At 59.6% G+C, this 25,398-nt stretch carries 25 protein-coding genes, 1 tRNA gene and 1 pseudogene; 16 read left to right on the top strand and 11 right to left on the bottom strand.

Annotated elements, in window-relative coordinates; translation table 11 throughout:
• The first annotated feature begins 25 nt into the window (after window positions 1-25).
• Window positions 26-2,215 carry a patatin-like phospholipase family protein gene (locus HKK54_RS01500; RefSeq protein WP_010166008.1) on the top strand — a complete coding sequence of 730 codons (2,190 nt, stop codon included), beginning with the start codon at window positions 26-28 and terminating at the stop codon, window positions 2,213-2,215.
• A 165-nt stretch (window positions 2,216-2,380) separates the two neighbouring features.
• On the opposite strand, the gene HKK54_RS01505 is transcribed toward HKK54_RS01500, so the two are convergent.
• On the bottom strand, window positions 2,381-2,815 hold the full coding sequence (locus tag HKK54_RS01505; RefSeq protein WP_010166006.1) for a MarR family transcriptional regulator: 435 nt from the start codon (window positions 2,813-2,815) through the stop codon (window positions 2,381-2,383).
• A gap of 121 nt (window positions 2,816-2,936) precedes the next feature.
• Window positions 2,937-5,063 carry a DNA helicase RecQ gene (recQ, locus tag HKK54_RS01510; RefSeq protein WP_169385975.1) on the bottom strand — a complete coding sequence of 709 codons (2,127 nt, stop codon included), beginning with the start codon at window positions 5,061-5,063 and terminating at the stop codon, window positions 2,937-2,939.
• Window positions 5,064-5,339: 276 nt separating this feature from the next.
• Here recQ and HKK54_RS01515 point away from each other — a divergent pair, with 276 nt between their 5' ends.
• Together HKK54_RS01515 and HKK54_RS01520 are read left to right on the top strand one after the other, a co-directional pair.
• Window positions 5,340-5,927 (top strand): UPF0149 family protein, encoded by a 588-nt coding sequence (locus tag HKK54_RS01515; protein ID WP_010166002.1) that lies wholly within the window; start codon window positions 5,340-5,342, stop codon window positions 5,925-5,927.
• A gap of 20 nt (window positions 5,928-5,947) precedes the next feature.
• Window positions 5,948-6,331 (top strand): YbaN family protein, encoded by a 384-nt coding sequence (locus HKK54_RS01520; protein WP_169385976.1) that lies wholly within the window; start codon window positions 5,948-5,950, stop codon window positions 6,329-6,331.
• A 147-nt stretch (window positions 6,332-6,478) separates the two neighbouring features.
• Here the strand turns inward: HKK54_RS01520 and HKK54_RS01525 are convergent, their stop codons facing one another.
• Together HKK54_RS01525 and HKK54_RS01530 are read right to left on the bottom strand one after the other, a co-directional pair.
• Window positions 6,479-7,165: an HAD-IA family hydrolase gene (locus HKK54_RS01525; protein ID WP_004371166.1), complete on the bottom strand. Its 687-nt coding sequence runs from the start codon at window positions 7,163-7,165 to the stop codon at window positions 6,479-6,481.
• Between the two features lie 103 nt (window positions 7,166-7,268).
• Window positions 7,269-8,117, bottom strand: a complete 849-nt coding sequence (locus HKK54_RS01530) for an oxidoreductase (protein WP_010165996.1) — start codon at window positions 8,115-8,117, stop codon at window positions 7,269-7,271.
• A 97-nt stretch (window positions 8,118-8,214) separates the two neighbouring features.
• Here HKK54_RS01530 and HKK54_RS01535 point away from each other — a divergent pair, with 97 nt between their 5' ends.
• Complete coding sequence (locus tag HKK54_RS01535; RefSeq protein ID WP_169385977.1) at window positions 8,215-9,111, top strand: LysR family transcriptional regulator; 897 nt, start codon at window positions 8,215-8,217, stop codon at window positions 9,109-9,111.
• 24 nt (window positions 9,112-9,135) lie between these two features.
• Entirely contained in the window at window positions 9,136-9,492 is a 357-nt protein-coding gene (locus HKK54_RS01540) for a DUF2784 domain-containing protein (protein WP_010165993.1), read from the top strand.
• Here HKK54_RS01540 and HKK54_RS01545 read toward each other — a convergent pair.
• A pseudogene (locus HKK54_RS01545) lies at window positions 9,479-10,447 on the bottom strand (SDR family oxidoreductase). The gene HKK54_RS01540 and the pseudogene HKK54_RS01545 overlap by 14 nt on opposite strands.
• A 96-nt stretch (window positions 10,448-10,543) precedes the next feature.
• On the opposite strand from HKK54_RS01545, the gene HKK54_RS01550 reads away from it, so the two are divergent.
• From HKK54_RS01550 to HKK54_RS01580, 7 genes are all read left to right on the top strand, one after another.
• Window positions 10,544-11,428, top strand: a complete 885-nt coding sequence (locus HKK54_RS01550) for a LysR family transcriptional regulator (RefSeq protein WP_169385978.1) — start codon at window positions 10,544-10,546, stop codon at window positions 11,426-11,428.
• A 54-nt stretch (window positions 11,429-11,482) separates the two neighbouring features.
• Window positions 11,483-12,061: a DUF4337 domain-containing protein gene (locus HKK54_RS01555; protein ID WP_169385979.1), complete on the top strand. Its 579-nt coding sequence runs from the start codon at window positions 11,483-11,485 to the stop codon at window positions 12,059-12,061.
• A 114-nt stretch (window positions 12,062-12,175) separates the two neighbouring features.
• Window positions 12,176-12,451: a hypothetical protein gene (locus tag HKK54_RS33880; protein WP_169385980.1), complete on the top strand. Its 276-nt coding sequence runs from the start codon at window positions 12,176-12,178 to the stop codon at window positions 12,449-12,451.
• Window positions 12,452-12,599: 148 nt separating this feature from the next.
• Window positions 12,600-13,262 (top strand): M24 family metallopeptidase, encoded by a 663-nt coding sequence (locus HKK54_RS01565; RefSeq protein ID WP_169385981.1) that lies wholly within the window; start codon window positions 12,600-12,602, stop codon window positions 13,260-13,262.
• A 17-nt stretch (window positions 13,263-13,279) separates the two neighbouring features.
• The gene (locus tag HKK54_RS01570) at window positions 13,280-13,633 is read left to right on the top strand and encodes a gamma-glutamylcyclotransferase family protein (protein WP_169385982.1); all 354 of its coding nucleotides are present in this window, start codon (window positions 13,280-13,282) and stop codon (window positions 13,631-13,633) included.
• A gap of 243 nt (window positions 13,634-13,876) precedes the next feature.
• Window positions 13,877-14,146 carry a short-chain dehydrogenase gene (locus HKK54_RS01575; protein ID WP_169385983.1) on the top strand — a complete coding sequence of 90 codons (270 nt, stop codon included), beginning with the start codon at window positions 13,877-13,879 and terminating at the stop codon, window positions 14,144-14,146.
• A gap of 121 nt (window positions 14,147-14,267) precedes the next feature.
• Window positions 14,268-15,489, top strand: a protein-coding gene (locus HKK54_RS01580; RefSeq protein ID WP_169385984.1) for an IS3 family transposase whose coding sequence is annotated in 2 segments (ribosomal slippage) — window positions 14,268-14,623 and window positions 14,622-15,489 — 1,224 coding nt in all. Because the reading frame shifts where the segments join, the coding sequence is not laid out codon by codon here.
• Between the two features lie 47 nt (window positions 15,490-15,536).
• Here HKK54_RS01580 and HKK54_RS01585 read toward each other — a convergent pair.
• The 3 genes from HKK54_RS01585 to HKK54_RS01595 form a co-directional block, all read right to left on the bottom strand.
• Complete coding sequence (locus tag HKK54_RS01585) at window positions 15,537-15,995, bottom strand: DUF2442 domain-containing protein (protein ID WP_169385985.1); 459 nt, start codon at window positions 15,993-15,995, stop codon at window positions 15,537-15,539.
• Window positions 15,996-15,998: 3 nt separating this feature from the next.
• Complete coding sequence (locus tag HKK54_RS33885; protein ID WP_169385986.1) at window positions 15,999-16,232, bottom strand: DUF4160 domain-containing protein; 234 nt, start codon at window positions 16,230-16,232, stop codon at window positions 15,999-16,001.
• Window positions 16,233-16,343: 111 nt separating this feature from the next.
• Window positions 16,344-16,433, bottom strand: a tRNA-Ser gene (locus tag HKK54_RS01595).
• A 333-nt stretch (window positions 16,434-16,766) separates the two neighbouring features.
• On the opposite strand from HKK54_RS01595, the gene HKK54_RS01600 reads away from it, so the two are divergent.
• The 3 genes from HKK54_RS01600 (at window position 16,767) to HKK54_RS01610 (ending at window position 19,527) form a co-directional block, all read left to right on the top strand.
• Window positions 16,767-17,456: a crotonase/enoyl-CoA hydratase family protein gene (locus tag HKK54_RS01600; RefSeq protein WP_102369687.1), complete on the top strand. Its 690-nt coding sequence runs from the start codon at window positions 16,767-16,769 to the stop codon at window positions 17,454-17,456.
• A 215-nt stretch (window positions 17,457-17,671) separates the two neighbouring features.
• Window positions 17,672-18,427 (top strand): lysophospholipid acyltransferase family protein, encoded by a 756-nt coding sequence (locus HKK54_RS01605; protein ID WP_169385987.1) that lies wholly within the window; start codon window positions 17,672-17,674, stop codon window positions 18,425-18,427.
• A 128-nt stretch (window positions 18,428-18,555) separates the two neighbouring features.
• The gene (locus tag HKK54_RS01610) at window positions 18,556-19,527 is read left to right on the top strand and encodes a magnesium and cobalt transport protein CorA (protein ID WP_169385988.1); all 972 of its coding nucleotides are present in this window, start codon (window positions 18,556-18,558) and stop codon (window positions 19,525-19,527) included.
• 126 nt (window positions 19,528-19,653) lie between these two features.
• On the opposite strand, the gene HKK54_RS01615 is transcribed toward HKK54_RS01610, so the two are convergent.
• The 3 genes from HKK54_RS01615 to HKK54_RS01625 form a co-directional block, all read right to left on the bottom strand.
• Window positions 19,654-20,382 carry an amidotransferase gene (locus HKK54_RS01615; RefSeq protein ID WP_169385989.1) on the bottom strand — a complete coding sequence of 243 codons (729 nt, stop codon included), beginning with the start codon at window positions 20,380-20,382 and terminating at the stop codon, window positions 19,654-19,656.
• A gap of 95 nt (window positions 20,383-20,477) precedes the next feature.
• Window positions 20,478-22,622 (bottom strand): 3-hydroxyacyl-CoA dehydrogenase NAD-binding domain-containing protein, encoded by a 2,145-nt coding sequence (locus HKK54_RS01620; protein WP_169385990.1) that lies wholly within the window; start codon window positions 22,620-22,622, stop codon window positions 20,478-20,480.
• Between the two features lie 16 nt (window positions 22,623-22,638).
• Window positions 22,639-23,844: an acetyl-CoA C-acetyltransferase gene (locus tag HKK54_RS01625; protein ID WP_169385991.1), complete on the bottom strand. Its 1,206-nt coding sequence runs from the start codon at window positions 23,842-23,844 to the stop codon at window positions 22,639-22,641.
• Window positions 23,845-24,525: 681 nt separating this feature from the next.
• On the opposite strand from HKK54_RS01625, the gene HKK54_RS01630 reads away from it, so the two are divergent.
• On the top strand, window positions 24,526-25,329 hold the full coding sequence (locus tag HKK54_RS01630) for a c-type cytochrome (protein ID WP_169385992.1): 804 nt from the start codon (window positions 24,526-24,528) through the stop codon (window positions 25,327-25,329).
• Window positions 25,330-25,398 lie beyond the last annotated feature (69 nt).

A 25,398-nucleotide genomic window follows, 5' to 3' on the forward strand; every position in this document is an offset into this window, starting at 1 on the left:
TTATCGTCCAGCCTTGAGATTGATGATGCGCCGCCTGTTGTCCTGCCTGTTGCTGTGCCTGTTCCCCGTCCTCGTCCAAGCCGTCGAAAACCCGCGCCCGAAGATCGGCCTGGTACTCTCCGGCGGCGCCGCCCGTGGCCTGGCGCACATTGGCGTGCTCAAGGCCCTGGAAGAGCAAGGCATCCACATCGACGCGATTGCCGGCACCAGCATGGGCGCGGTGATTGGCGGGTTGTACGCTTCGGGCTACAAGATCGACGAGCTGGAAAAGCTCGCGCTGAACATCGACTGGAAGCTCGCCCTGTCCGATGCGCCGCCGCGGGAAGACGTGCCGTTCCGGCGCAAGCAGGATGACCGGGATTTCCTGGTCAAACAGAAACTCAGCTTTCGCGATGACGGCAGCCTCGGCCTGCCACTGGGCGTGATCCAGGGCCAGAACCTGGCCCTGCTGCTGGAAAGCATGTTCGCCCACACCAGTAACGTCCGGGATTTCGACAAGCTGCCGATCCCCTTCCGCGCCGTGGCCACCGACATTACCAGCGGCGAAAAGGTGGTGTTCCGCAAAGGCCACTTGCCCCAGGTGATCCGCGCCAGCATGTCGATCCCGGCGGTGTTTGCCCCGGTGGAACTGGATGGCCGGCTGCTGGTGGACGGCGGCATGACCGATAACATCCCGCTGGATGTGGCGCGGGAAATGGGGGTCGACATCGCCATCGTCGTCGACATCGGCACCCCGCTGCGCTCACGCAAGCAACTCAACACCGTGGTGGACGTGCTCAACCAGTCCATCACCCTGATGACCCGGCGCAACTCCGAAGAACAACTCAAGGCCCTGGCCCCGCGGGACGTGCTGATCCAGCCGCCGTTGGCCGCCTACGGGGTGACGGATTTCGGCCGTGCCAAGGACATGATCGACGCCGGCTACCGCGCCACTCGCGCCCTCGACGTGCGCCTGGCGCACCTGCGCCCGGCCGAGCCGGTGGACCCTTCACTGGTAGCGGCCCGCACGCCCGGCGAGCGCAACCCGGTGATCACCGCGATCAAGGTAGAGAACGACTCCAAGGTGGGCGACGAGGTGATCCGCTACTACATCCGCCAGAACCTCGGCGAGCCTCTGGACCTGGCCCGTCTGCAAACCGACATGGGCACCCTGTACGGCCTGGATTATTTCGAACAGGTGCAATACCGCGTGGTGAAAAAGGGCAAGGACAACACCCTGGTCATCAGCGCCCGGGGCAAACGCAGCGGCACCGACTACCTGCGCCTGGGCCTCAACCTGTCGGATGACATGCGCGGCGACAGCGCCTTCAACCTCGGCGCCAGCTACCGCATGAACGGCATCAACCGCCTCGGTGCCGAATGGCTGACGCGGGTGCAGATCGGTGATAAGCAAGAGCTGTACAGCGAGTTCTATCAGCCGATGGACACCGGCTCGCGCTACTTCGTCGCGCCCTATATCAGTGCCCAGGCGCAGAACGTTGAACTGATTGAAGACAACAACCCGATCTCCGAGTACCGCCTGGAGCGCTACGGCTTCGGCCTGAACGTGGGCCGGCAGATCGGCAACAGCGGCGAGATTCGTTTCGGCGTCGGCGAGGCCTGGGGCAAGGCGGATGTGCGCATTGGCGACCGCAACTCGCCGAGCATCAACTTCAGCGAAGGCTTTTACGAGCTGAAATACTCCTTTGACTCGTTCGACAACGTGTACTTCCCCCACACCGGCGAAGACATCGGCCTGGCCTTCCGTGAGTTCGAACCGGGGCTGGGCTCTGACCAGCGCTATCGCCAGTGGGAGTTCAAACTGGACAAGGCCATGAGCAGCGGCCCGGACACATTGATCCTCGGCGGGCGCTATGGGCGCACGCTGGATCAGTCGGACGTGGTGATTTCCAGCTTCCTGCTGGGGGGCGCGCGGCAGTTGTCGGGGTTCCGCGAGGATGCGATTGCCGGGCAGAACATCAGCCTGATGCGCGCGGTTTACTATCGCCGGCTGACGCCACGGTCTTATTTGCCGCTGGATTTCCCGTTGTACCTGGGCGCGTCACTGGAACGCGGGCGGGCGTGGAACAACGACAATGAGTACGACAGCGGATACATCAACGCCGCCAGTATTTTCCTGGGGTTTGATACGCCGCTGGGGCCGTTGAATTTCAGTTATGGGTTTAACGATGACAGTCAGCAGGCGGTGTATCTGAACCTGGGGCAGACGTTCTAATTACACCGCAAAACCAATGTGGGAGCGGGCTTGTTGTGGTGAGCGGGCTTGCCCCGCGTTGGGCTGCGAAGCAGCCCCATCAATCTGCGGTGAACCCGACGGGGGGCAAGCCCCCTCACCACAACAAGCCCGCTCCCACATTTTTTGATCATCGGAGTACGGGGATCAGGACTTCTCGAGGTTTCCGAGGATGTGCTCATGAACCCGCATGCACACCCGCAGATCCTCTTCATCGACGCCCACAAACAGCTCATGGCGCAAGGCCGTGGCGATGGTTTCGATCTGTTCGATCAAGGGCTTCGCGGTGTCGCACAGCACGATGCGCTTGGCGCGGCGGTCTTCCACCACGGCCTGGCGCTCCACCAGGCCCTGCCCTTCCAGGCTGTCGAGCAAACGGGCCAGGGTGGGGCCCTCGACTCCGACGCTCTGCGCCAGCTCACGTTGGGTAGGCGGCTCGGTAAAACGCGCCAGGTGCAGCAGCACCAGCCAGCGTGCCTGGGACAGGCCCAAACCTGCCAGGCGACGATCCAGTTCGGCACGCCACCCTCGGGACATCTGCGCCAACTGCATGCCAAAACGGTGTTGATCGGTTAACGGCATAAAAAACTCATGGATTAGACTGAAAATAAAGTGTGGCTAATTATTAGTCAGCTAAGCATGACCCATGCCAGTAGGCAAGACCCGGTATGTACTGATTCGTTACATTGTCGTAATTGGCACATCAAATCTCGAATTCCGACTGCAAAGCAGCCCTCACGCAGTACAAAACGCCTTCGGGAACCCGACCGGTAAACAGTGGTGAGATCTCGGAAACAGGTGGCAATTCGCCTTCTCCGTCGAGAAATGCATCCTGGATTTCTCCGAGCAAATCTTCCGGCAAATCAAGGGCCTGCTCCAACGACAACTGCTGCTTGCCGATGGACTCGGCGAGCAAGGTGTAGACGTTCTTTTCCGAGCATTGCAGTTGCCCGGCGATCTGGATCGGGGTCATGCCGGCGCGGGCCAGGCTGATCAGCTCGTGGCGAATGTCGGCGACCTCTTTTGGCGCCTCGACCTGCCCGCCGAGCACCTCGAGGAAGGCCTGGCCATAACGCTCCAGCTTGCGCGCGCCGACGCCGCTGACCCTGGCCATTTCGCCCAGGGTGGTGGGATGCTCGCGGAGCATTTCCAGCAAGGTGGAGTCGGGAAAGATGACGTAAGGCGGAACGCTGTGTTCCTGCGCGAGCTTCTTACGCAGCGCGCGCAAGGCTTCCCACTGTTCGCGCTCTTCGAAGCGCACCAGTTGGCTGGCCTGGCTGGTGCTGCTCTTGGCGGTGGTTTGCGGCTTGAGGTCGCGGCGCAGCTCCAGGCTGACTTCGCCCTTGAGCAACGGCCGGCAACTGTCGTTCAGGCGCAGGCCGCCGTAGCCTTCCAGGTCGATATCCACCAGCCCACGGGCGACCATCTGCCGGAACAGCGAGCGCCACTCGCCTTCGGCGCGGGCCTTGCCGACGCCGTAGACCGAGAGTTTTTCATGGCCGAAGCTGCGGATCTTTTCGTTGTCCTTGCCCAGCAACACATCCACCAGATGGCCGACGCCATAGCGCTGGCCGGTGCGGTAGATCGCCGACAACGCCTGGCGCGCAGGCTCGGTGGCGTCCCAGGTCTGTACGCCGTCCACGCAGTTGTCGCAGTGGCCGCAAGGCTCGGGCATGTCTTCGTCGAAGTACGCGAGCAGGGTCTGGCGACGGCAGCGGGTTTCTTCGCACAACGACAACATCGCGTCGAGCTTGTGCTGTTCCAGGCGCTTGTGGCGCTCGTCGCCTTCGGAGTTCTGCAGCATCTGCTTGAGCATCACCACGTCCTGCAGGCCGTAGACCATCCAGGCATCCGCCGGCAGGCCGTCACGGCCGGCACGCCCGGTTTCCTGGTAGTACGCCTCGAGAGATTTGGGCAGGTCCATGTGGGCCACGAAGCGCACGTTGGATTTGTCGATGCCCATGCCGAACGCGATGGTGGCGACCATGATCAGGCCTTCCTCGTTGAGGAAGCGCTTCTGGTGGAACGCCCGCAGTTCATTGGGCAGGCCGGCGTGATACGGCAGCGCCGGGTAGCCTTGTTCACTGAGGAACGCGGCGACCTCGTCGACCTTCTTGCGCGACAGGCAATAGACAATGCCGGCATCGCTGCGTCGATCGGAGAGGAACGCCAGCAACTGCTTGCGCGGCTGTTCCTTGGGCACGATGCGGTAAAAAATATTGGGACGGTCGAAGCTCGACAGAAAACGCTCGGCGTCCTGCAGGTGCAGGCGCTCGACGATTTCTTCACGGGTGCGTTTGTCGGCGGTGGCCGTCAGGGCAATACGCGGGACGTTCGGGAACAACTCCGCCAGTTGGCCGAGCTGCAGGTATTCGCGACGGAAATCGTGGCCCCATTGGGACACGCAGTGGGCTTCGTCGATGGCGAACAGGGCGATTTCCAGGCTCTGCAGGAACGCCAGCATCCGCGGCTGCACCAGGCGCTCGGGCGCCAGGTAAAGCATCTTCACTTCGCCGCGCTTGATCCGGGCGGCGAGGTCGCGCTGCTGTTCGGCGCTGAGGGTGGAGTTCAGCGACGCGGCAGCCACACCAAGTTCTTCCAGGGTGGCCACCTGATCGTCCATCAGGGCGATCAACGGCGATACCACCACCGCGAGCCCGTCACGCAGCAAGGCCGGCACCTGGAAACACAGCGACTTGCCGCCGCCGGTAGGCATCAGTACCAGGGCGTCGCCACCGTTGGCCACGCGCTCAATGATCGCACCCTGGCGGCCACGAAAACTGTCGTAGCCGAAGATGTCCTTGAGGACGCGTTGAGCCTGCTCGAGCATGAAAAACTCCAAATATCGCCGAAATCCCTCTGTACAGGCTGGTCGAAAAAGCACGCTTGGTCGGGAAATAATCCGTAAGCGAACTTTTCCCGCGCCAGGCGCTTGGCCTGCAGGGGCATCACAAAACGCGGCAGTATACCCGAGCGTTACCCGGCAAAGGGTGCCGTTGGTGAATTGCCGCCGGGCTCAAATACCTCCCAAATCTGTGCTGCGGCTGGCCTGGGCGCTCAAGAAAGCCTAGAATTGCCCATCGTTTATTCCCAAGGTAGTCCGTCAATGTCCTTCGCTGAGCAACTAACCCGCCTGCAAGCCTTCCTCGATGCCGATGAGCTGCACGACGAGGCGCTGGACTACGTGGCCGCCCACGGCTATCTGACCGCGCTGTCGATCTGCTCCGACGTCGTGCCCGACCGTGAATGGATCGACGCACTGTTCTCCGAAGAGCCTCACTACCGTGATGCCGCCGAGCGCGAAGAAATCGAATCCACCCTGCTGGCCCTCAAGGCTCACATTGGACGCCAACTGGCGTCCGATGAAGAGTTTGAACTGCCTTGCGACCTGGACCTGGGCGAAGAGCCGGACGACTCCGAACTGCGCGGCTGGTGCATCGGTTTCATGGAAGGCGTGTTCCTGCGGGAAGAGGCCTGGTTCGAGACGGCTGAAGAAGAAGTCAGCGAAATGCTGCTGCCGATCATGGTCGGTTCGGGCCTGTTCGACGAGCAACCCGAGTTCTCCGACATCGCCGCCGACGCCAACCTGATGGACGACATGATCGTTCAGATCCCGGAAGCACTCACCGCGCTGTACCTGCTGTGCAACGCACCTGACGAAAAGCCGGCGATCCTCAAGCCTCGCCACCACTAAGACCGTTGCCCGTGGCGCCCATGGGCAACCGTTCTGTGATCACGCGCTACGTTCTGCTGGCCATCGGCTGGTTGAGCGTGGCGCTCGGGGTCATCGGCATCTTCCTGCCGGTACTGCCCACTACACCCTTCCTTCTGCTGGCTGCCGCCTGCTTCGCCCGTAGCTCCCCGCGCTTCTACCAATGGCTGGTGGAACACCCGCGCCTGGGGCCGTGGATCCGTGACTATCTGGATGGCAACGGGATTCCGCTCAAGGGCAAGGTGTATGCCATTGGGTTGATGTGGGTGAGTATCGGGTTTTCCTGCTACCTGGTGCCGCTGGTCTGGGCGCGGGGGTTCATGCTGACCAGTGCGGTGCTGGTGACGGTTTATATCTTGCGGCAGAAGACGTTGCCCACGCGTTGAAGGTGTGGTGAAGGGCTTGTCTGTGGCGAGGGGGCTTGTCCCCCGTTGGAGTGCGCAGCGCTCCCGTTATTCTTGGGGCCGCTGCGCAGCCCAACGGGGGACAAGCCCCCTCACCACAAAAGCCCTACCCAGCCAACAATCTCGGAGTTAGCGCATTGGCGGCAAGCCATACGCCGCCAGGTCAAAATCCGCCAACTTGCGAATAATCTGGTCGGCATGGTGATACTTGCTGTCCGCCATCGCCTCATCCGGCACCGCAATCGCGGTCATGTGCGCCGCCTTGGCGGCCGTCACGCCAAACGGCGAGTCCTCAAACACCAGGCAATCCTCGGGTGCCACACCCAACCGGCGCGCCGCCGTGAGGAAGATATCCGGCGCAGGCTTGGCGGCCCCCACTTCCGGATCATCCGCCGTGACGATGGTGTCGAACAGCCCAAACCACTCGCGGTGCAACGTGGTCTTGTGGCCAAACGAGTTGCGCGACGAGCTGGTGCCAACGGCGATCGGAATGTTATGCGCCTTCAAGTGCCGCACCAGCGCCTCAGCGCCCGGCATGCCCAGGGCCTTGGGGAAACGCTCGCTCATCAGCGGCTCGCGGATCACCAGAAATTCTGCGGGCGTAATCGGCAGGTCGAGCGCCTTGACCACGTAGTCGGCCAGGTCCTGGGCGCCGCGACCAATGATGTGCTGCTTGATCCCCCAGTCATAGGTGCGCCCGTAACGTTCGGCGATGATCTGTGTAACTTCGGTGTAGATGCCTTCTGTGTCCAGCAACAACCCGTCCATATCGAAAATCACAGCCTTGATCGGGACAGCGGTACGCGGTGCATTCATCACTACAGATCCGTGGGCAAAGAACTAAAAGGATTCAGCACAATAACGGCCCGCCTTGCCTGCAAGCAACCGTTACGAAGTTGTGCCGAACCCTGTCAGCGCTTCACTCAGGAAAATCAGCGCCCTCGGTCACATCCGCCCACGCGTCAAAATCCGCACTCAACGCCTTCACCTTGATCCGCGCAAAGTTCAGCGCAGCCTTGCCCAACAACAGGCGCAATGGCGGCTGCTCAGCCTCCACCGCCTTGACGATGGCAATCGCCGCGCGCACCGGGTCACCCGGCTGCTTGCCGCTGTAGCTGCGAACCATGTTGGCCCGGGCCACGGCCGTTTCCTTATAGTCGGCAATCCCGTGGGCCGCCTCGTTGGCCGAACGCCCGGCCCAGTCGGTACGGAACGGGCCCGGCTCGACCAGCAACACCTTGATGCCCAACGGCGCGACTTCCTGGGACAACGCCTCGGAAAGCCCCTCGACCGCAAACTTGGTAGCGTTGTAGAAACTCAACGACGGGAACGCCGCTACACCGCCCACCGAGGAGATGTTCACGATGCTGCCCGAACGCCGGGCACGCATGCCCGGCAAAGCCGCGCGGGTCATGGCGCTCAAGCCCCACACGTTGATTTCGAACATGTTGCGCACATCATCCAGGTCGCTTTCTTCGAAGGAGCCGAAATAGCCGACACCGGCGTTGTTGACCAGCACGTCGATATGCCCGAAGCGTGCTTCAGCCGCTTTCACGGCGGCGTCGACCTGGGCCTGGTCGGTCACGTCCAGCGTCAGCACCAGGGCGTTGTCTTCGTGACCGGCGACGATGTCCTGCACCTGTTGCGGATTACGCGCGGTGACCACGGTCGGGTAACCGAGGCTCAAGGTGTGCAGCGCCAACTGGCGGCCGAAACCGGTGGAGCAACCAGTGATGAACCAGACGGGTTTTGCGGTGGAAGTCGTCATGAAGGGCCAATCCTCGTGTGTGTAGGAAAAGTATGCGCGCCGCTGTTCTTGCTAAAAAGATGCATAATCCGCAAGGCCCTTTCGGAAATACCACACAATGGACACGCCCGATTTCCAGCAATTACGCCTGTTTTTGCAGGTCGCCCGCTCGAAAAGCTTCACCCAGGCGGCCGACGCCAACAGCCTCTCGGTGTCGACCGTCAGCCATCGCGTGCGTGCCCTGGAAAAACAGCTGGGCGTGCAACTGCTCAACCGCACCACCCGCAGTGTCAGCGTGACCGAGGCCGGCGAGCAGTTGATCCAGAAGATCACCCCGCTGCTGGAAGAACTGCAAACCAGCCTGCACAGCGTAGCGGCGGCCACCGTCGACGCTGCCGGCACCTTGCGCCTTAACATTCCCTCCACCGCCAGCAGAATGGTCCTGCAACCATTGCTCCAGCGCTTCCTGCGCAAATACCCGGGCATCAACCTGGAAGTGGCGGTGGACAACAGCCTGGTGGACATCGTCGCCCAGGGCTTTGATGCGGGCATCCGCTACGACCACGTGCTGGCCGAAGACATGGTGGTGGTGCCGGTGGCGACGCAACTGCGATTCGTCATCGTCGCCACGCCGGAGTATTTGCAGGGGCGCAAGCTGCCGACTCATCCCCACGATTTGCTGGAGCATGAGTGCGTCAACTACCGCAGCGCGCAGACCGGCTCACTGCACCGCTGGGACTTTGAAAAAGCCGGCAAGCAAATACGGGTGACGGTAAAAGGCCGGCTGGCGACCAATGACGTGGAGTTGATGGTGCGCGGTGCGCTGGACGGGTTTGGCTTTGCCTACGTCGCGCGCTCCAGCGTCGAGCAGTACCTGCAACGCGGCGAGTTGGTGGAGGTTTTGGACGACTGGATTGCCCACAGCGCGCTGTATTTGTATTACTTCAACCGCACGAACACGCCGAAGAAACTGCGGGTGTTCATTGAGTTCCTGAAGGAAGAATTCGGGACCTGATCCATTCAAAAAGCGAGCCCCATCATGCTCTACCGTTTTGCCGCCGACGGCCTGGTGCTGTTTCACCTGTTGTTCATTCTGTTCGTGCTGTTCGGCGGCTTGCTCGCCCTCAAATGGCGACCGGTCATGTGGCTGCATTTGCCTGCCGCCGCGTGGGGCGTTGCCGTTGAAGTGTTCCATCTGCCCTGCCCGCTGACCCGCTGGGAAAATCTGTTTCGTCATTTGGCCGGGCAGGACGGTTATGGCGGCGGCTTTATCGAGCATTACATCCTGACCCTGATCTACCCGGCCGGGCTGACCCCGCAGATCCAGCTGGGGCTGGGCGCACTGGTGCTGTTGATCAATATCGCGGTGTATGTGCGGCTGATCAGGCGCGCTTAGGCAAACAGCCGATGCCCACCAATGTCGCCTCAACCGCTTCATCCAAAGGCGTGTGCGGTTCGCTGCCCAATGTCTGTACGAGGCGGCGGTTATCCATGCGCACCTCGGTTTGCCACAGGTAGCGCATTTCCTGCATCTCGCGGAAGGTGGTGACAAAGGGCGCGGCCAGTTTCAGCAGCCACCACGGGAAAGCACGTACAGAAGGCTGCTGGCCGGTCCGGCGTGACACCACCCGCTGAATCGCCTGGCTCATCTGCCGGCCATCGGCGTCAATATGCCCCGCCATATGAAAACGGGCGAAGGCCTCCAGGGTGTCGCGGCGTGCGATCAGCTCGACCATGGTGCTCGCCACGTCAGGCAGGTAGGCCCACTGATGCCCCACGCCTGGCGCGCCTGGATAACTCACGCTGGACACCGGCTTTGCGGGCTTGATCAAGCCTTGGGAGAATCAGCTGCTGCCGGCCTTGGCACCGAAGAAATCGCCGGCGCGCACGATCAACACCCGGGCGCCACGCTCGGTGGCCTCCCGCAAACGCTGTTCCATCTCCACCCGGATCGCGCCCTTGCGGGTGAGTGGATGCTGGGGTGAATCCTCCTCCAGCCGCGCAAATGCGTCGGGGCCGTAGTTATAAACCGTGCCTGGCAAGACAATCATTGCCCCTTCAGCGATTGCCGCGGCGATGCTGTTGTCGATCATCGGCAACACCAGCTCCGCCCAACGCTGGTAGCCGGGCGGGTTGACGGCATGCACGATCACCGAACAGCCCTTCGCCGCCGCAAGCACTTCCTCACGGTTCAGGGCATCACCTTTTATCCAGGTGAAATCGGCGTTCTGGGTGTGGGCCTTATCCACATCCCTCGTCAGCGCACATACCTGCCAGCCGGCAGCAAACAACTGCCGCGCCACTTCGCCACCAATCCCGCCTGTCGCACCCAACACCAGAACCTTGTTCATGCTTTTTCCCCTTGGGGTTGTTTGATGAGGCGATTCTGTTCGCCGGCGGGCTATAGAGGAATTGCCGAAGATCATCCAGACGCTATACATTTATGCATGGCATCGACTATTGGTTGGGAGCTTTACCGGTCATTCCTCGGGGTACTCAAGGAAGGATCGCTGTCGGGGGCCGCACGGCAGCTCGGCATTACGCAGCCCACCGTTGGGCGGCACATCGCTGCGCTGGAAAAATCCCTGAACGTGGTGCTGTTCACCCGCTCTGCCAGCGGCCTGCTGCCCACCGCCGTCGCCCTCACCCTGCGCACCCACGCCGAAACCATGGAAACCACGGCCGCCGCTCTCGAACGGGCCGCCTCGCCCCAAGGTCCCGAAGTGCGTGGCGTGGTGCGGGTGTCGGCCAGCGAAGTGATTGGCGTGGAAGTGCTGCCGCCGATCATCACCCGCCTGCGTCAACAGCACCCGCACCTCAAGGTCGAACTGGTGCTGAGCAACCGCCTGCTGGACCTGCTGCAACTGGAAGCCGACATCGCCGTGCGAATGGTCCGACCCAGCCAGGAACAACTGCTGGCGAAACGCATCGGCGTGATCGAAGTCGGCCTGCACGCGCGTAACGACTACCTGCAACAACACGGCACGCCCCAGAGCCTGAACGACCTCACCACCCATTCAGTCATCGGCTACGACCAGGAAAGCGCTTTCATCCGCAGCCTGGCCGTCAAAGGGTTCGAGCGCAGCGCTTTTTCACTCAGCAGCGACAGCGACCTCGCACAACTGGCCCTGATCCGCGCCGGCGCCGGCATCGGCGGCTGCCAGGTCAAACTGGCCCGGCAAGACGCCCGCCTGAGCCGGGTCCTGCCGGACGCATTCGCCCTCCAGCTCGACACCTGGGTCACCATGCACGAAGACCTGCGCAACAGCCCGCGCTGCCGCGTCACCTTTGATGCCCTGGTCGCCGGTTTGCAGCATTACGTACAGGATTGAGACAGCTTCGCTGGTGAAGAATCAGAGTCCCTCAAACCCTTCATAGACGCCCCCATGTCCGAAGCCTTCGAAGTCCCCAGCCCCCACGAAAAACACGTCGAACACGCCACCGAACATGCCCACAGGCAGGGCGACAATTTCGCCAGCCGCATCGCTGTGATGACCGCCATCATGGCCACCGTCGGCGCCATGCTCAGCTACCAGGCCGGCTCCACCGAAAGCGAAGCGGCGATGGACAAAAACAACGCCGCCATCTTCAAGACCGAAGCCGCCAACCAATGGAACTACTACCAGGCCAAATCCAGCCGGCAGAACCTTGCGGAGCTGGCGACGCATATCCCGGGCATCGACGCCAAGCACTACACCGACGAGATCGAGCGTTATAAAACCCAGAAGGAAGACGTGCGCAAAAAAGCCGAAAAGCTTGAAGCCACCTCGAAAGAATGGGATGAAAAGTCAGAGCAGGCGCTGCATCAGCATCACCGCTGGGCGCAAGCAATGACCGCGATTCAGATCGCGATTTCGCTGGCGGCGATTACCTTGCTGACAAGGAAGGAATGGTTGAAGCGCATGGCGTATACCGCCGGGGGCGTGAGCGTGGTGTTGGGTGGGATGGCCTGGCTGCATATTTGAGAGCTGGATTTTCATCGCCCCTCGAAAGCAGAAATACGACGTCACGTATCGTCGTATTTCGCTGATAGCTATCACCAAACCAAACCGACTATAAAACTCGCCATCGCTCGCAACGTGCCGGAGGTACGAAATGCTTATTACGACTTCGCAAACAAAACCTTCCGAGACACTGCGGGCCGACAGCTTCTGGATGGAAATCTGGCAAAGTGGAGCTTTGAGCATCCAGGAAGCCGAAAGGCGGGCGCAGGGCTCGCGACGCTTAAAAGAGGCCTACTCGTCGGTACCCTTCTACGCGAAGAAGGCAGCTCGAGACTCTCAATTCTGGAGCAAATTTTACGCGAGCCGCGTGAACTCGTAGAAAAAGGCAATCTTGCCGGAATCTTCTACTGACCATCTGATGCCCCCTCCTCCCTGACTCACTCATATTCACCAGACCCCTCGCGCCAGAAAACATCGGCATATCCACTTGGGGTCGTACATCTACTCGCTATATAGTAAAACGCATAACGCCTGACACTATAAAGCCGAGGAAAAGCCGGTGACCGCACAATCATCCAAGGAAGCTGTGGGCGTCGCCTATAGCATCGACTCAATGCGCTACGCCCAGGCCATGACCTGGCGCGCCATCGAAGCGCTGTCCAAACTCATCCGCCCCGGCATGCTCGAATCCGAAGCCCGCGAACTCGGCAAAAAGGTCCTCGCCGACCTCGACATGCAACGCATCTGGCACCCGCTGCTGGTGCGCTTTGGCGCCAACACCCTCAAAACCTTCAAGGAACGCTCCGACGGCGACCCGGCGCTGGGGGAAAACGACATCTACTTCATCGACATGGGCGCCGTGTGGCAAGGCCATGAAGGTGATGCGGGTGCGACCTTCAGCACCGGCAACAACCCCGAGATGGCCGCGTGCGCGAGCGCGGCGAAAGAGTTGTTCGACCGGGTTGAACAGCGCTGGAGGAACGACAAAGTCGTCGGCCTGGAGCTGTATCGTTTTGCCGAAGAGCAAGCAAAGGAAATGGGTTGGGTGCTGAACCTGGACATCAAAGGGCATCGCGTCAGCGATTACCCCCATGCGATTTATCGTGGCGGTGATCTTGGGGATTTTGACCACTATCCGAATGAAGGGCTGTGGATTCTTGAGATACAGATTGCGCACCCGAGCGGAGCTTATGGTGCGTTTTACGAAGATTTGCTGGCTTAACTTTTCAAGGAATAAAGATGGAACGCTCGACCGAATTTCCCGTGCTGTTGTTTTCCTACGGCACGTTGCAGGACAAGGCCGTTCAACTGTCCAACTTTGGGCGGGAGCTGGCGGGTCAGCAGGATGCGATGCTGGGGTACTCGAAAAGCTGGGTGGAGATTACGGATCCTGAGGTGTTGGCGGCCAGTGGCAAAACTCATCATCCGATCGTTGCTCCCAGCGGGCGCAATGAAGACAGTGTTGAAGGGATGGTGTTTCAGATTACCGAGCAGGAACTGGCAGCGGCGGATGCGTATGAGGTGTCGGACTATAAACGGGTTTCGGTGGGGTTGGCTTCAGGGTTGACGGCTTGGGTGTATGTGCAGGCGTGAGAGCGTGTAGTTCGTCAACCGGAGTGATTTCCTACAGATCAATCGGAAGGTGTGCACTCCCCGCTTGTTGATGCCAAGCCTATAGTCCCTCGGTCGCCCTCATGGCGACCGAGTTTGGCGACTCGAAGACAAATCTGAAAACTAAAACTCGGCGAACCAGTTTTCCAGGTGACGGCTGTTTTATGAAGGACTAGCTTGAAAAAGGTTAGTCAACTTTTCTATTTGTCTCAGATGGACTCCTGCATGAATCAATACATGGCACTCACCAGCAACGACTCCACCACACCCGCCCTTTTCGTAGACACCACAGCACCGCTGGACGTCTTGCTTGATGCTGCAAACTATCGGATTCGCGCCGTAACCCAAGTTCTTGAAAACCTGGCGCTGCGTGCGGAAATCAGCAGCGATACGGTCGTACTCAGCGATTTTTCATTGCTCTGCGCAATTCCGTTACGCGATGGATGCGATTTGCTGGATGTCATAGGTCGGAGGATGGCGGCTCAGTATTCCTGAACCCATTGGCTTGATCCCGCAAAAACGAAAAAGGGACGACCTCTCAGTCATCCCTTTTTTGCGAACATTGTTCCGTCCTGAATAAGGTTTACACCTTCTGACCCATTCTCAGGAGGGAGTAATGAATACGGGAGAAAGGCGCAGTCAGCGTGATTACACGCTAACCTTTAAATTGTCGGTCGTCGATCAGGTCGAAAAAGGCGAGTTGAGTTATAAAGAGGCTCAAGAGCGCTATGGCATTCAGGGTAAAACGACTGTACTGAATTGGTTACGCAGGCATGGTCGGCAGGACTGGAGTCAAGGCGCGTCCATTCGCTCCAAGAGACCTCGTTCCATGGATGAGCCCGATAAACCGCTGACACCCGAACAGCGAATCAAAGAGCTTGAAGAAAAGCTTGCCCAAGCCAACCAGAAAGCTCAGTTTTTCGAAGCCGTCGTTGATGTTTTGAAGAACGACTTCGGTGTTTCTGTCGTAAAAAGCGATCCGGCAAGTCCTCTCCCAGGGGCAGATCCAAGACCTGAGCATTAGTCGGGCTTGCCAGTTCATGGGGATTTCCCGCCAGGCTTATTACAAGCGCAACCGGGCGTGTGATGCCCGGGCCCGTCATGCCCAGGAAGTGATGGGATTCGTGAGGGAAAAGCGACTTCGGCAACCGCGCATTGGCACCCGAAAACTTCACAATCTAATGCGCACTGAGCCAGAAGTGACCGTAAAGGTTGGTCGAGACCGTTTATTCGATATCTTGCGAGATCGGCGCGAACTGGTTCCCCGCAGACGGGCCTATCACAAAACGACAGACAGCCATCATCGCTTTCGCCGTCATCCAAACCTGCTCAAAGATGGGCCGATTCAGGTAGTCGCCAAGGCGCCAGAGCAAGTATGGGTTGCGGACATCACCTACTTACCAACGCAAACGGGTGTGGCTTATCTGAGTTTGATCACCGATGCGTACTCTCGAAAAATCGTGGGGCACCATATCCATGAAAGCTTGCACGCCGAATCGGTGATCCAGGCGTTCAAAAAAGCCCTCAAGCAGCGGACAACGGAACAACGCCTGGTGCATCACTCGGACAGAGGCGTCCAATACTGCTCCGAGCTTTATCAGCGGCTGCATGCCAAGTACCGCATCACCTGCTCAATGACCGATGGCTACGACTGCTACCAAAATGCATTGGCTGAGCGTGTGAATGGGATTTTGAAAAACGAGTTATTGCTGCATCGCCCCAAAGATTTTGCAGAGGCCATCCGGATGGTAGACGAGTCGGTGCTGATCTATAACAACGAGCGGCCTCATCTGTCGCTGAAATACAAAACGCCCGATGCGGTGCATCGGGCGTTTTGAGGCTAAAACAGGTGTAAACCTATTTCAGGACTAGACACATTACCAATCTAAACGCAACGCGTGCCACGAGCCTTATGCTCGTACTCCCACCCCTTACACGCCAACCCCACGTGCTTGGGAATCAGAGCGGCCCCGCTGCTGTAGGAAGTAATGGTCCTACGAGTGAAGCCCAGTTCCACAGCCGCAGCGGAGAGCGACAGATTGTTGCTGAGCATCCACTTTCTGAAGTCCTGCGTCAGCATGACCTCGCCGGACTGTTCCAGCGCCAAACGATGCAAGGTGCCGGCGGACAACTCAAGGTCATTGCCCCAAGTCACGTCAAAGCCCCACTCACCGACTTCAACCCGACCAAATAGAGCCAAGTCCTGAAGGGGTTTTAGAATCGGAAAGGTATTTATGTGATCAGTGAGATCAACGGTATGCCGCTTGCCGTTATTCCACTCAATTTCGATGGCATGCTTGCCGGCAACTGGTTGCACAGCAGAGATGCGAAGCTTGCTGGTCATAAGTCAGTTCCTCCGGTTTTGTTCATTCCATACGCGCCAAAGATCAGTGGTATGGACTCTTGCCCAAAGCAGGGCAGCTTTCAAGGCCTTGGTTTCGGCACCTTTGCCGAGAACCACCAGCCCTTCTATCTGAACCAACGACTCTCCGTCTGGCGTTTGCACGTGAAAGTGCGGCGGCGCGTGGTCGTCGGGATAGATTTTTATTTTCCAGTTTCGTTCACTGTGAAGGGTAGCCATGGGCACAGATGCTAGAGAAAATATTTCTCTAGCACAACCCTGTATTCAAACCCCAGAAACCACAAAACCCCTGATTTCTCTCGAAACCAGGGGTTTTGTTTACATCGAATTTGGCGGTGAAGGAGAGATTCGAACTCTCGATACAATTTCTTGTATACACACTTTCCAGGCGTGCTCCTTAAGCCACTCGGACACTTCACCGTATCTCGTCAAACTGATTCAGTCTGTCGAGGCGCGCTAATGTAGTCGAAAGCTTTTCCGATGGCAAAGGTTTTTTTCAGAATTTTCATGCGCTTAGGCGGTTATGCCGTTCCAGCCCTCTGCGGCGCCATGCGCATCACGGCGATTCTGCCATTCTCGGGCACTCGCGGCGCTTGTCTATAGTAGCTGCTGCGCCCTGCCGAAGGCCGCCTGCGGGTGGGCATGCGGGAAAAGTCTGACTGGGTAGTCAGTCATGGCGCTTTACCAGGGCGGGCGCGGTGGGTAACGTCTGCCGTCTGTCCTTCTATTACAAGCATTACAAGGAATCGCGTCATGAGTGAGTTGATTGCCTACCACCTCGAAGACGGTATCGCGACCCTGACCCTGAGCAACGGCAAGGTGAATGCCATTTCGCCGGCAGTGGTCAGTGCGTTTAATCAAGCGCTGGATCAGGCCGAGAAGGATCGGGCGGTGGTGATCATCACGGGCACGCCGGGGATTTTGTCCGGTGGCTATGATTTGAAGGTGATGACCGCCGGCCCTAAAGAAGCGGTGAGTCTGGTGACGTCGGGTTCCACCCTCGCCCGCCGCCTGTTGTCGCACCCGTTCCCGGTGATCGTGGCGTGCCCAGGGCACGCGGTGGCCAAGGGTGCGTTCCTGTTGCTGTCGGCGGATTACCGGATTGGTGTGGACGGGCCGTTCAGCATTGGCCTGAATGAAGTGATGATCGGCATGACCATGCACCACGCCGGGATCGAGCTGGCACGGGATCGTCTGCGCAAGTCGGCGTTCCACCGTTCGGTGATCAATGCCGAGATGTTTAACCCGCAGGACGCATTGGGCGCCGGGTTCCTGGACAAGGTGGTCGCACCGGAAGAGTTGCAGGCCGCAGCGCTGGAGGCAGCTCGCCAGTTGAAGAAGATCAATATGAACGCCCACAAGCACACCAAGCTGAAGGTGCGTAAGGCGCTGCTGGAAGCCCTGGATGACGCGATCATTCAGGATCAGGGGCACTTGGGTTAATCAAACCTACGCCTGCCGAATCGAAGCCCGACCTTGAGTCGGGCTTTTTCTTACAAAGAATTCCGGATTGCCTACAACCGCTCTAGACAGTGTCTGTCACGTCTTGTTGAAACATGCGCTTAAACATCGCCTATCTCCTGACTCTATAGGGGCAATTGCCGAATACAGTGCACATCCGTACACTGCGCCACCTTTTGTCCCGATGGGCTGTGTCGATGCTTTTTTTGTTACGCATGTTGTTGATGGGCCTGCATTTTATGATTGCGGGCGTGCTGGGCGTGCTACTGGGGATCTGTCGGCCGTTCAATCCGGACAACAGCCGATACTGTGCGCGCCTGTATGCCGTGCCGGCGATGTGGCTGTTGCGCCTGCGGGTGAAGGCGGATGTCGACTCGCTGCGCAACAAACCCAGCAGTTGCGTGATCATTGCCAACCATCAGTCCAACTATGACCTGTTTGTGTTCGGCACCGTGGTGCCGTACCGCACGGTGTGTATCGGCAAGAAGAGCCTGAAGTGGGTGCCGTTGTTCGGCCAGTTGTTCTGGCTGGCGGGCAATGTGTTGATCGACCGGGGCAACGCGCACAAGGCCCGGCGCTCGATGCTGACCACCACCCACACGTTGCAACACGCAGACACCTCGATCTGGGTGTTCCCCGAAGGCACGCGTAACTTCGGTGAGACGTTGCTGCCGTTCAAGAAGGGCGCGTTCCAGATGGCAATCGCCGCAGGCGTGCCGATTGTGCAGGTGTGTGTCAGCACCTATGTGAAGCAGATGAAGCTCAACCGCTGGAACAGTGGCGATATTCTGATTCGCTCGTTGCCGCCGATTCCTACGAAGGGGCTGACGATGGATGATATGCCTCTCTTGATGCAGAAATGCCGCGAGCAAATGAAAGACTGTATTGAGGCCATGGATCGAGAACTGGAAATGGTCCCCTGTAGGAGCGAGCTTGCTCGCGAAGGACGTTAACGATTACGCGCCCTTTCTGGATTAAAGCGCCGCTCTCAGGTTTTTCGCGAGCAAGCTCGCTCCTACAGAGGGCGCGTTCAGGCTAAGCTGCCCAGCAACTGTCATCCAATAAAGAAGCGATCAGCACTATGGGTAGAGTTGTTGCGGCCGCCGTCTATAGCGCCGGAAAGAAAGTCACCGATATCACCCTCGACGAAGGCGCCGCCTGGGCCGCCAAGCCCGACCACTTTGTATGGATCGGCCTGGAAGAGCCCAGCGCCCTGGAACTGGCCAACCTGCAACGCCAGTTCAACCTGCACGAACTGGCCATCGAAGATGCCCTGGAAAAACACAGCCGGCCCAAGCTTGAAACCTTCGGCGATGCGCTGTTTATCGTGACCTATTCGCCGGTGCGCGATAACGGCAAGCTGGAGTTTATCGAGACCCATATCTTTGCCGGCAACGGCTACATCATCACTGCCCGCAACGGCCATTCGGCGTCCTACGGCTATGTGCGCCAGCGCTGTGAGGCGCGGCCGCTGCTGCTGGAGCATGGGGAAGATTTCGTACTCTATGCGCTGCTGGATTTTGTCACCGAGAACTACCAGCCCGTGAGCGAGGCGATTCATGCCGAGGTCGATGAGTTGGAGCGCAATGTGCTGTGCAACTCCCTGAATGAACATGACATCCAAAAACTCCACGGCCTGCGCCGCGATGTGCTGCGGCTGAAGCGTTATGTGGCGCCGATGGTGGAGATCAGTCAGGAGCTGCAGAAGCTGAGTTTTCCGTTTATTGACAAGAACATGCGTCCGTACTTTCGCGACGTGCAGATTCACGTCACCCGGCAGATGGAAGACCTGACCACCCTGCGGGATATCGCCAGCCAGACCATCGAGATTGGGGTGTTGCTGGAAGCCCAGCGCCAAAGCGTGGTGCAGCGCAAGTTTGCCGCGTGGGCGGCGATTCTGGCGTTCCCGACGGCGGTGGCCGGGATTTACGGGATGAACTTCCAGAACATGCCGGAGCTGCAATGGCACTACGGCTATTTTGCGGTGCTGGGGTTTATTGCGGTGGGGTGTTCGGGGTTGTGGGCCAGTTTCAAGCGCTCAGGCTGGCTGTAAAACCCTCTTCAATGTGCAGAAGATCAAACGGTGGGAGCTGGCTTGCCTGCGATCGCATCACCTGGGTTTTACTGAAAAACCGAGGTGTCTGCATCGCAGGCAAGCCAGCTCCTACATTATTGTGCGTCAAGCCGCGCCGGCTTCTGGTTTGTGCGCCACAAACCGCATCATCCATTCCGCCACGGTGACGCCGTGGTGGTCTCGTTCCAGGCTGGCCACACCGTTGGTGTAGACCTTTTCCCCCAGGGTTGTCTGAAGAATCTCCAGCAACTCGCGGGAATAGTCGTGGATAAATTCCGGGTGGCCCTGGAAGCACAGCACCTGGTCTTCGATGTGGTACGCCGCAAACGGGCAGAACTCGCTGGAAGCAATCACCGTGGCGTTTTCCGGCAAGGTGGTGACCTGGTCCTGGTGGCTGATCAACAGCGTCAGTTCTTCCACCACCGGGCTCATCCACGGGGCCTTGGCGTTCAGTTTGTAGTCATGGATGCCCATGCCCCAGCCCTTGGTCGCCCGCTCGGTCTTGCCGCCCAGCAGCAGTGCCAGCAACTGATGGCCGAAGCAGATGCCGATCAGCTTGTCGCCACGTGCATGGCGGTCCAGCAGGTAGGTCTTGAGGGTCTGGATCCATGGATCGGTGCCAAAGGAGTCGGCCTTGCTGCCCGTCACCAAGTAGGCGTCGAACACTTCTTCATCCGCCGGGTATTCACCCTGCACCACGTTATAGATGACGAACTCGGCGGCAATCGGCTGCTTGGAGAACAGGCGCTTGAACATCTGCCCGTACCCTTGGTACTGATCGATCAGCCCGGGACGCAGGATATCGGTTTCCAGGATGCACACGCGTAACGACATAAAAAATACCTGACACGGCGATGGGAATAATGAACACCCCCAGAGCCTGCCTTGAAATACCCTTCCAAGGCAAGCCCCGCACATGCCCAAACCCGTCAGAAGGTCGCGTTCTGTGCAGCGTTCTCCAACAACAGAGCCGGAGGCGTGAAGCGCTCACCGTATTGCTCGGCCAAGTAACGCGCCCGGGCGATGAAGTCGTTCAGGCCGTACTGGTTGATGAACTGCAGCGCCCCGCCGCTCCAGGCGGCAAAGCCGATACCGAAGATCGAGCCAACGTTGGCATCGGCCGTCGACATCAACACGCCCTCCTCCAAACAGCGCACGGTTTCAATGGCCTGGATGAACAGCAAACGGTCGCGCACGTCTTGCGGCGAGATCTGTTGGCCGGGCTTTTCAAAGCGGCTTTTCAGCTCCGGCCACAGGTGTTTCTGCCCGCCCGCCGGATAATCATAGAAGCCACCACCCGCTGCCTTGCCGGGACGTTTGTATTCGTTGAGCAACAAATCGATCACCGCAAACGCCGGATGCTGGGGTAACGGCTTGCCCTCGGCCTGTAGATCCTTGGCCGTCTGCTGACGGATATGGCTCATCAGGCTGAGGGAAACTTCGTCAGAGACCGCCAGCGGTCCCACCGGCATGCCCGCCTTGCGCGCCTCGGTCTCGATCATCGGCGCGGCCACGCCTTCGCCGAGCATGGCGATGCCTTCGTTGGTGAAGGTGCCGAACACCCGCGAGGTGAAGAAACCGCGGCTGTCGTTGACCACGATCGGGGTTTTCTTGATTTGCAGTACGAAATCAAAACCCCGAGCCAGGGTTTCGTCGCTGGTGCGGGCGCCCTTGATGATTTCCACCAGGGGCATCTTGTCCACCGGGCTGAAGAAATGCAGGCCGATAAACTTGCCCTGGTCGGGTACCGCCGTGGCCAGGCCGCTGATGGGCAAGGTGGAGGTGTTGGAGGCGATCACCGCTTCGGCACCCACCACACTGTGTGCGGCAGCCGAAACCCTGGCCTTGAGTTCACGGTCTTCGAACACGGCTTCGATGATCAGGTCGCAGCCAGCAAGATCGGCATCGGATTCGGTAGGAACAATCCGCGCGAGGATGGTTTCCCGCTGCTCAGCGGTCAATCGCCCACGGCCGACCTTCTTGTCCAGTAACCCTGCCGAGTGGGCCTTGCCCTTCTCCGCCGCCGCCAGGTTGACGTCCTTGAGCACCACCTCAACGCCCGCCGAGGCGCTGACGTAGGCGATGCCGGCGCCCATCATCCCGGCGCCGAGCACGCCGACCTTGCGTGTCACATACGGTGCAAAGCCCTTGGGCCGCGAGCTGCCGGCGTTGATTTCATTGAGCTGGAACCAGAAGGTGCCGATCATGTTTTTCGCCACTTGCCCGGTGACCAGCTCGGTGAAGTAGCGGGTCTCGATCAGGTGCGCGGTGTCGAAATCCACCTGGGCGCCTTCCACGGCGGCACACAGGATTTTCTCCGGGGCCGGGAAGCAGCCGTTGGTTTTGGCGCGCAGTATCGAGGGTGCAATGGCGAGCATTTGCGCGACTTTCGGGTTGGACGGTGTGCCGCCAGGGATCTGATAACCCTTGATGTCCCAACGCTGTTTCGCCTCCGGATTGGCCAGGATCCACGCCCGGGACTTGGCCAGCAGCTCGTCGCGGTCTGCTGCCAGCTCGTCAATCAACCCGGCTTGCAGCGCCTGCTGCGGCGTAATCTTTTTACCTTCCCACAAGTAGGGCAAGGCCTTTTCCAGCCCCAGCATGCGCACCATGCGCACCACACCGCCGCCGCCCGGCAACAGGCCAAGGGTGACTTCCGGCAGGCCGATTTGTACCGATTTATGATCCAGCGCCACGCGGTGCTGGCACGCCAGGCAAATCTCCCAGCCACCGCCCAGCGCCGCACCATTGATGGCGGCCACCACCGGTTTGCCGAGGGTTTCCAGGGTGCGCAGTTGCGCCTTGAGCAGCAACACGCCGTCGTAGAAATCCTTGGCGTGGGGCTTGTCGACCTTGATCAATTCATTGAGGTCACCGCCGGCAAAGAAGGTCTTTTTTGCCGAGGTGATGATCACACCGGCAATCGAATCCTTCTCGGCGGCCAGCCGGGCGACGATGGCCGCCATGGCCTCGCGGTACACCCCGTTCATGGTGTTGGCGCTCTGGCCGGGCATGTCGATGGTCAGCACCACAATCTGGTCCTGGCCTTTTTCGTAACGAATGGCGTCGGTCATGATGGGTTCCTTAGGCTCAGAGGCGTTCGATGATGGTGGCGATACCCATGCCGCCGCCGACACACAGGGTGGCCAGGCCGTACCGCTGCTGGCGCACCTCCAGTTCGTCGAGCAACGTGCCGAGAATCGCGCAACCCGTGGCGCCCAGCGGGTGGCCCATGGCGATGGAGCCGCCGTTGACATTGACCCGGGTGGCGTCAATGCCCATGTCCTTGATGAACTTGAGCACCACCGAGGCAAACGCTTCGTTGACCTCGAACAGGTCGATGTCTTCAACCCGCAGCCCCGCCTTGGCCAACGCCTTGCGGGTGGCCGGCGCCGGGCCGGTGAGCATGATGGTGGGTTCGGTGCTGGTGACCGCCGTGGCGACGATCCGCGCCCGGGGTTGCAGGCCGAGCTCACGGCCCTTGGCTTCGGAGCCGATCAACATCAACGCCGCACCGTCGACGATCCCGGAACTGTTGCCCGGTGTATGCACATGGTTGATGCGCTCGACGTGGCTGTAGACCCGCAAGGCCGTGGCATCGAAGCCCATCTGGCCCATCATTTCGAAGCTGGGCTTGAGTTTGCCGAGGCCTTCCAGGGTGGAGTCGGCGCGGATGAACTCGTCCTGATCCAGCAGCACGATGCCGTTCTGGTCCTGCACCGCGATCAGCGACTTGTTGAAGGAACCGTCTGATCTGGCCCGTGCCGCTTTCTGCTGGGAGTGCAGGGCAAAGGCATCGACGTCCTGGCGGGTGAAGCCTTCCAGCGTGGCGATCAGGTCGGCGCCGATGCCCTGCGGCGTGAAGTGGCTGTGCATATTGGTTTGCGGGTCAAGCACCCAGGCGCCGCCGTCGCTGCCCATGGGCACGCGGGACATGGATTCGACACCGCCCACCACGACGAGGTCTTCAAACCCGGAACGCACTTTCATCGCGCCGAGGTTCACGGCCTCCAGGCCCGAGGCGCAAAAGCGGTTGATCTGCACACCGGCGACGCTGACGTCCCAGTCCGCCACCAGGGCGGCGGTCTTGGCGATGTCAGCGCCCTGGTCGCCAATCGGTGTGACGCAGCCGAGGACGATGTCATCCACTTGCCGCGTGTCGAGGCCGGTGCGCTGTTGCAGCGCCGTCAGCAACCCGGCCACCAGGTTTACCGGCTTGACGCTGTGCAAGGCGCCATCAGCCTTGCCTTTGCCCCGGGGCGTGCGTATCGCATCAAAGATCAAAGCTTGGGTCATGATGTCCTCGAATGACTGCGCAACGAATCGTGCCCTTACCTTAGGCGCCGGGGCGCCGGATTCAATGACCGAACCGCTCATTGACCTTGACGCTCACGCTCAGACGAACGGTAGGAAGCTACGGGAATCGGCTGATTAATCGTTTTAGCTGTCTAGCCGGAGGGCTGGCGTCTGGCTGGCAATTGGCCTCATGCGTTTTTAATAAGATTTTCGCATTGAATGAGATGAAATGGATCTAAGCCATGTAGAACGAGGGCTCTAAGGTTGAATCTGTAGGAGAGGTAAAGGGTTGCTGCCGGGTTTTGCTGGAGCACCTGTAGGAACTGTAAGAAAAGAGTCATGCAGCACCGTCATAGTTAAATCGACCGGCACGCATTTGACGCTCAGGAATAACAACAAAAGGCAGTCAGCCATGTTCAAGCATTCGAAAGTACGGCAGGCGGGACTTATTCTTTTCGCCACCACCCTGATTCTGATCTTGCCCAATCTAACCAAGGTTATTGGGTGACCACTCGCACTCCACATTCTGCGCATACACAGCGCCAGGATCGCAGCCTTTGGCAGCGCCTTTCGGGATATTGCGCATAGCGATCCCGTCAGGAGCTGCCGTTTTGCGCGCCGAAATTTTGTGATTTTGCGGTATCGTGAGCTCCACCGCCTTTCCCGATATGTGGTCCTTCCTTGAAACAGATCATCGCCCTCCTGACCCTGCTGCTGGCCCTGCCGGCGAACGCCGCGCAATTGACCGTCGAGCTGGATCACGCCAGCAAAACCTGGGAAACAACCGAACTGCTCAAGCGCCCGGATGTGCAGACGGTGCAGGTCGTTGATGACGTTTCCTACAAGCGCAACATGACTTATCGCGCGGTGCCGCTGGCGGCGCTGTTGCCGGGCATCAAGCCGGAAAATCATCTGCAGGCGGTGGCCCTCGACGGCTTTGCCGCTGAACTGACGGCGGCGCCGCTGCTGTCAAAAAGCGGTGCACGGGCATGGTTGGCCGTGGAAGATCCGGCGCATCCATGGCCGCCGCTGGCAGATGGCAAACCCAGCGCCGGGCCTTTTTATCTGGTGTGGACGGACCCGCAGGCGGGAAATATCAGCCCTGAGCAATGGCCGTTTCAGATCTCCGGGATCAAGCAGTTGAAGACAGTCGCGGAGCGCTTTCCAGCGTTACTGCCGGACCCGAAGCTGGCGGCGAATGACCCGGTGAATCAAGGTTTCGCGCTGTTCCAGAAGAACTGCCTGGCGTGTCATCGCCTGAACGGTGCCGGCGATGCGCAAGTGGGGCCGGACCTGAATATTCCTTACAACCCCACCGAATATTTCGCCGGGGATTTCCTCAAGCGCTACATCCGCGACCCGCAAAGCATGCGGCATTGGCCGCAGGCGAAGATGCCGGCGTTTGCTGCCAGTGTGCTGCCGGATGCGGACCTGGACCTGCTGGTGGGGTATTTGAAGCATATGGCAGGCAGAAAGCAGCCTTAAGGCTCACGCAAACCTGTGGTGAGGGAGCTTGCTCCCTCACCACAAAAAGCTTTCCTGCCACAGGGAGCT

Origin of the sequence: Pseudomonas sp. ADAK13 (assembly GCF_012935715.1) — a bacterium.
Classification (GTDB): domain Bacteria; phylum Pseudomonadota; class Gammaproteobacteria; order Pseudomonadales; family Pseudomonadaceae; genus Aquipseudomonas.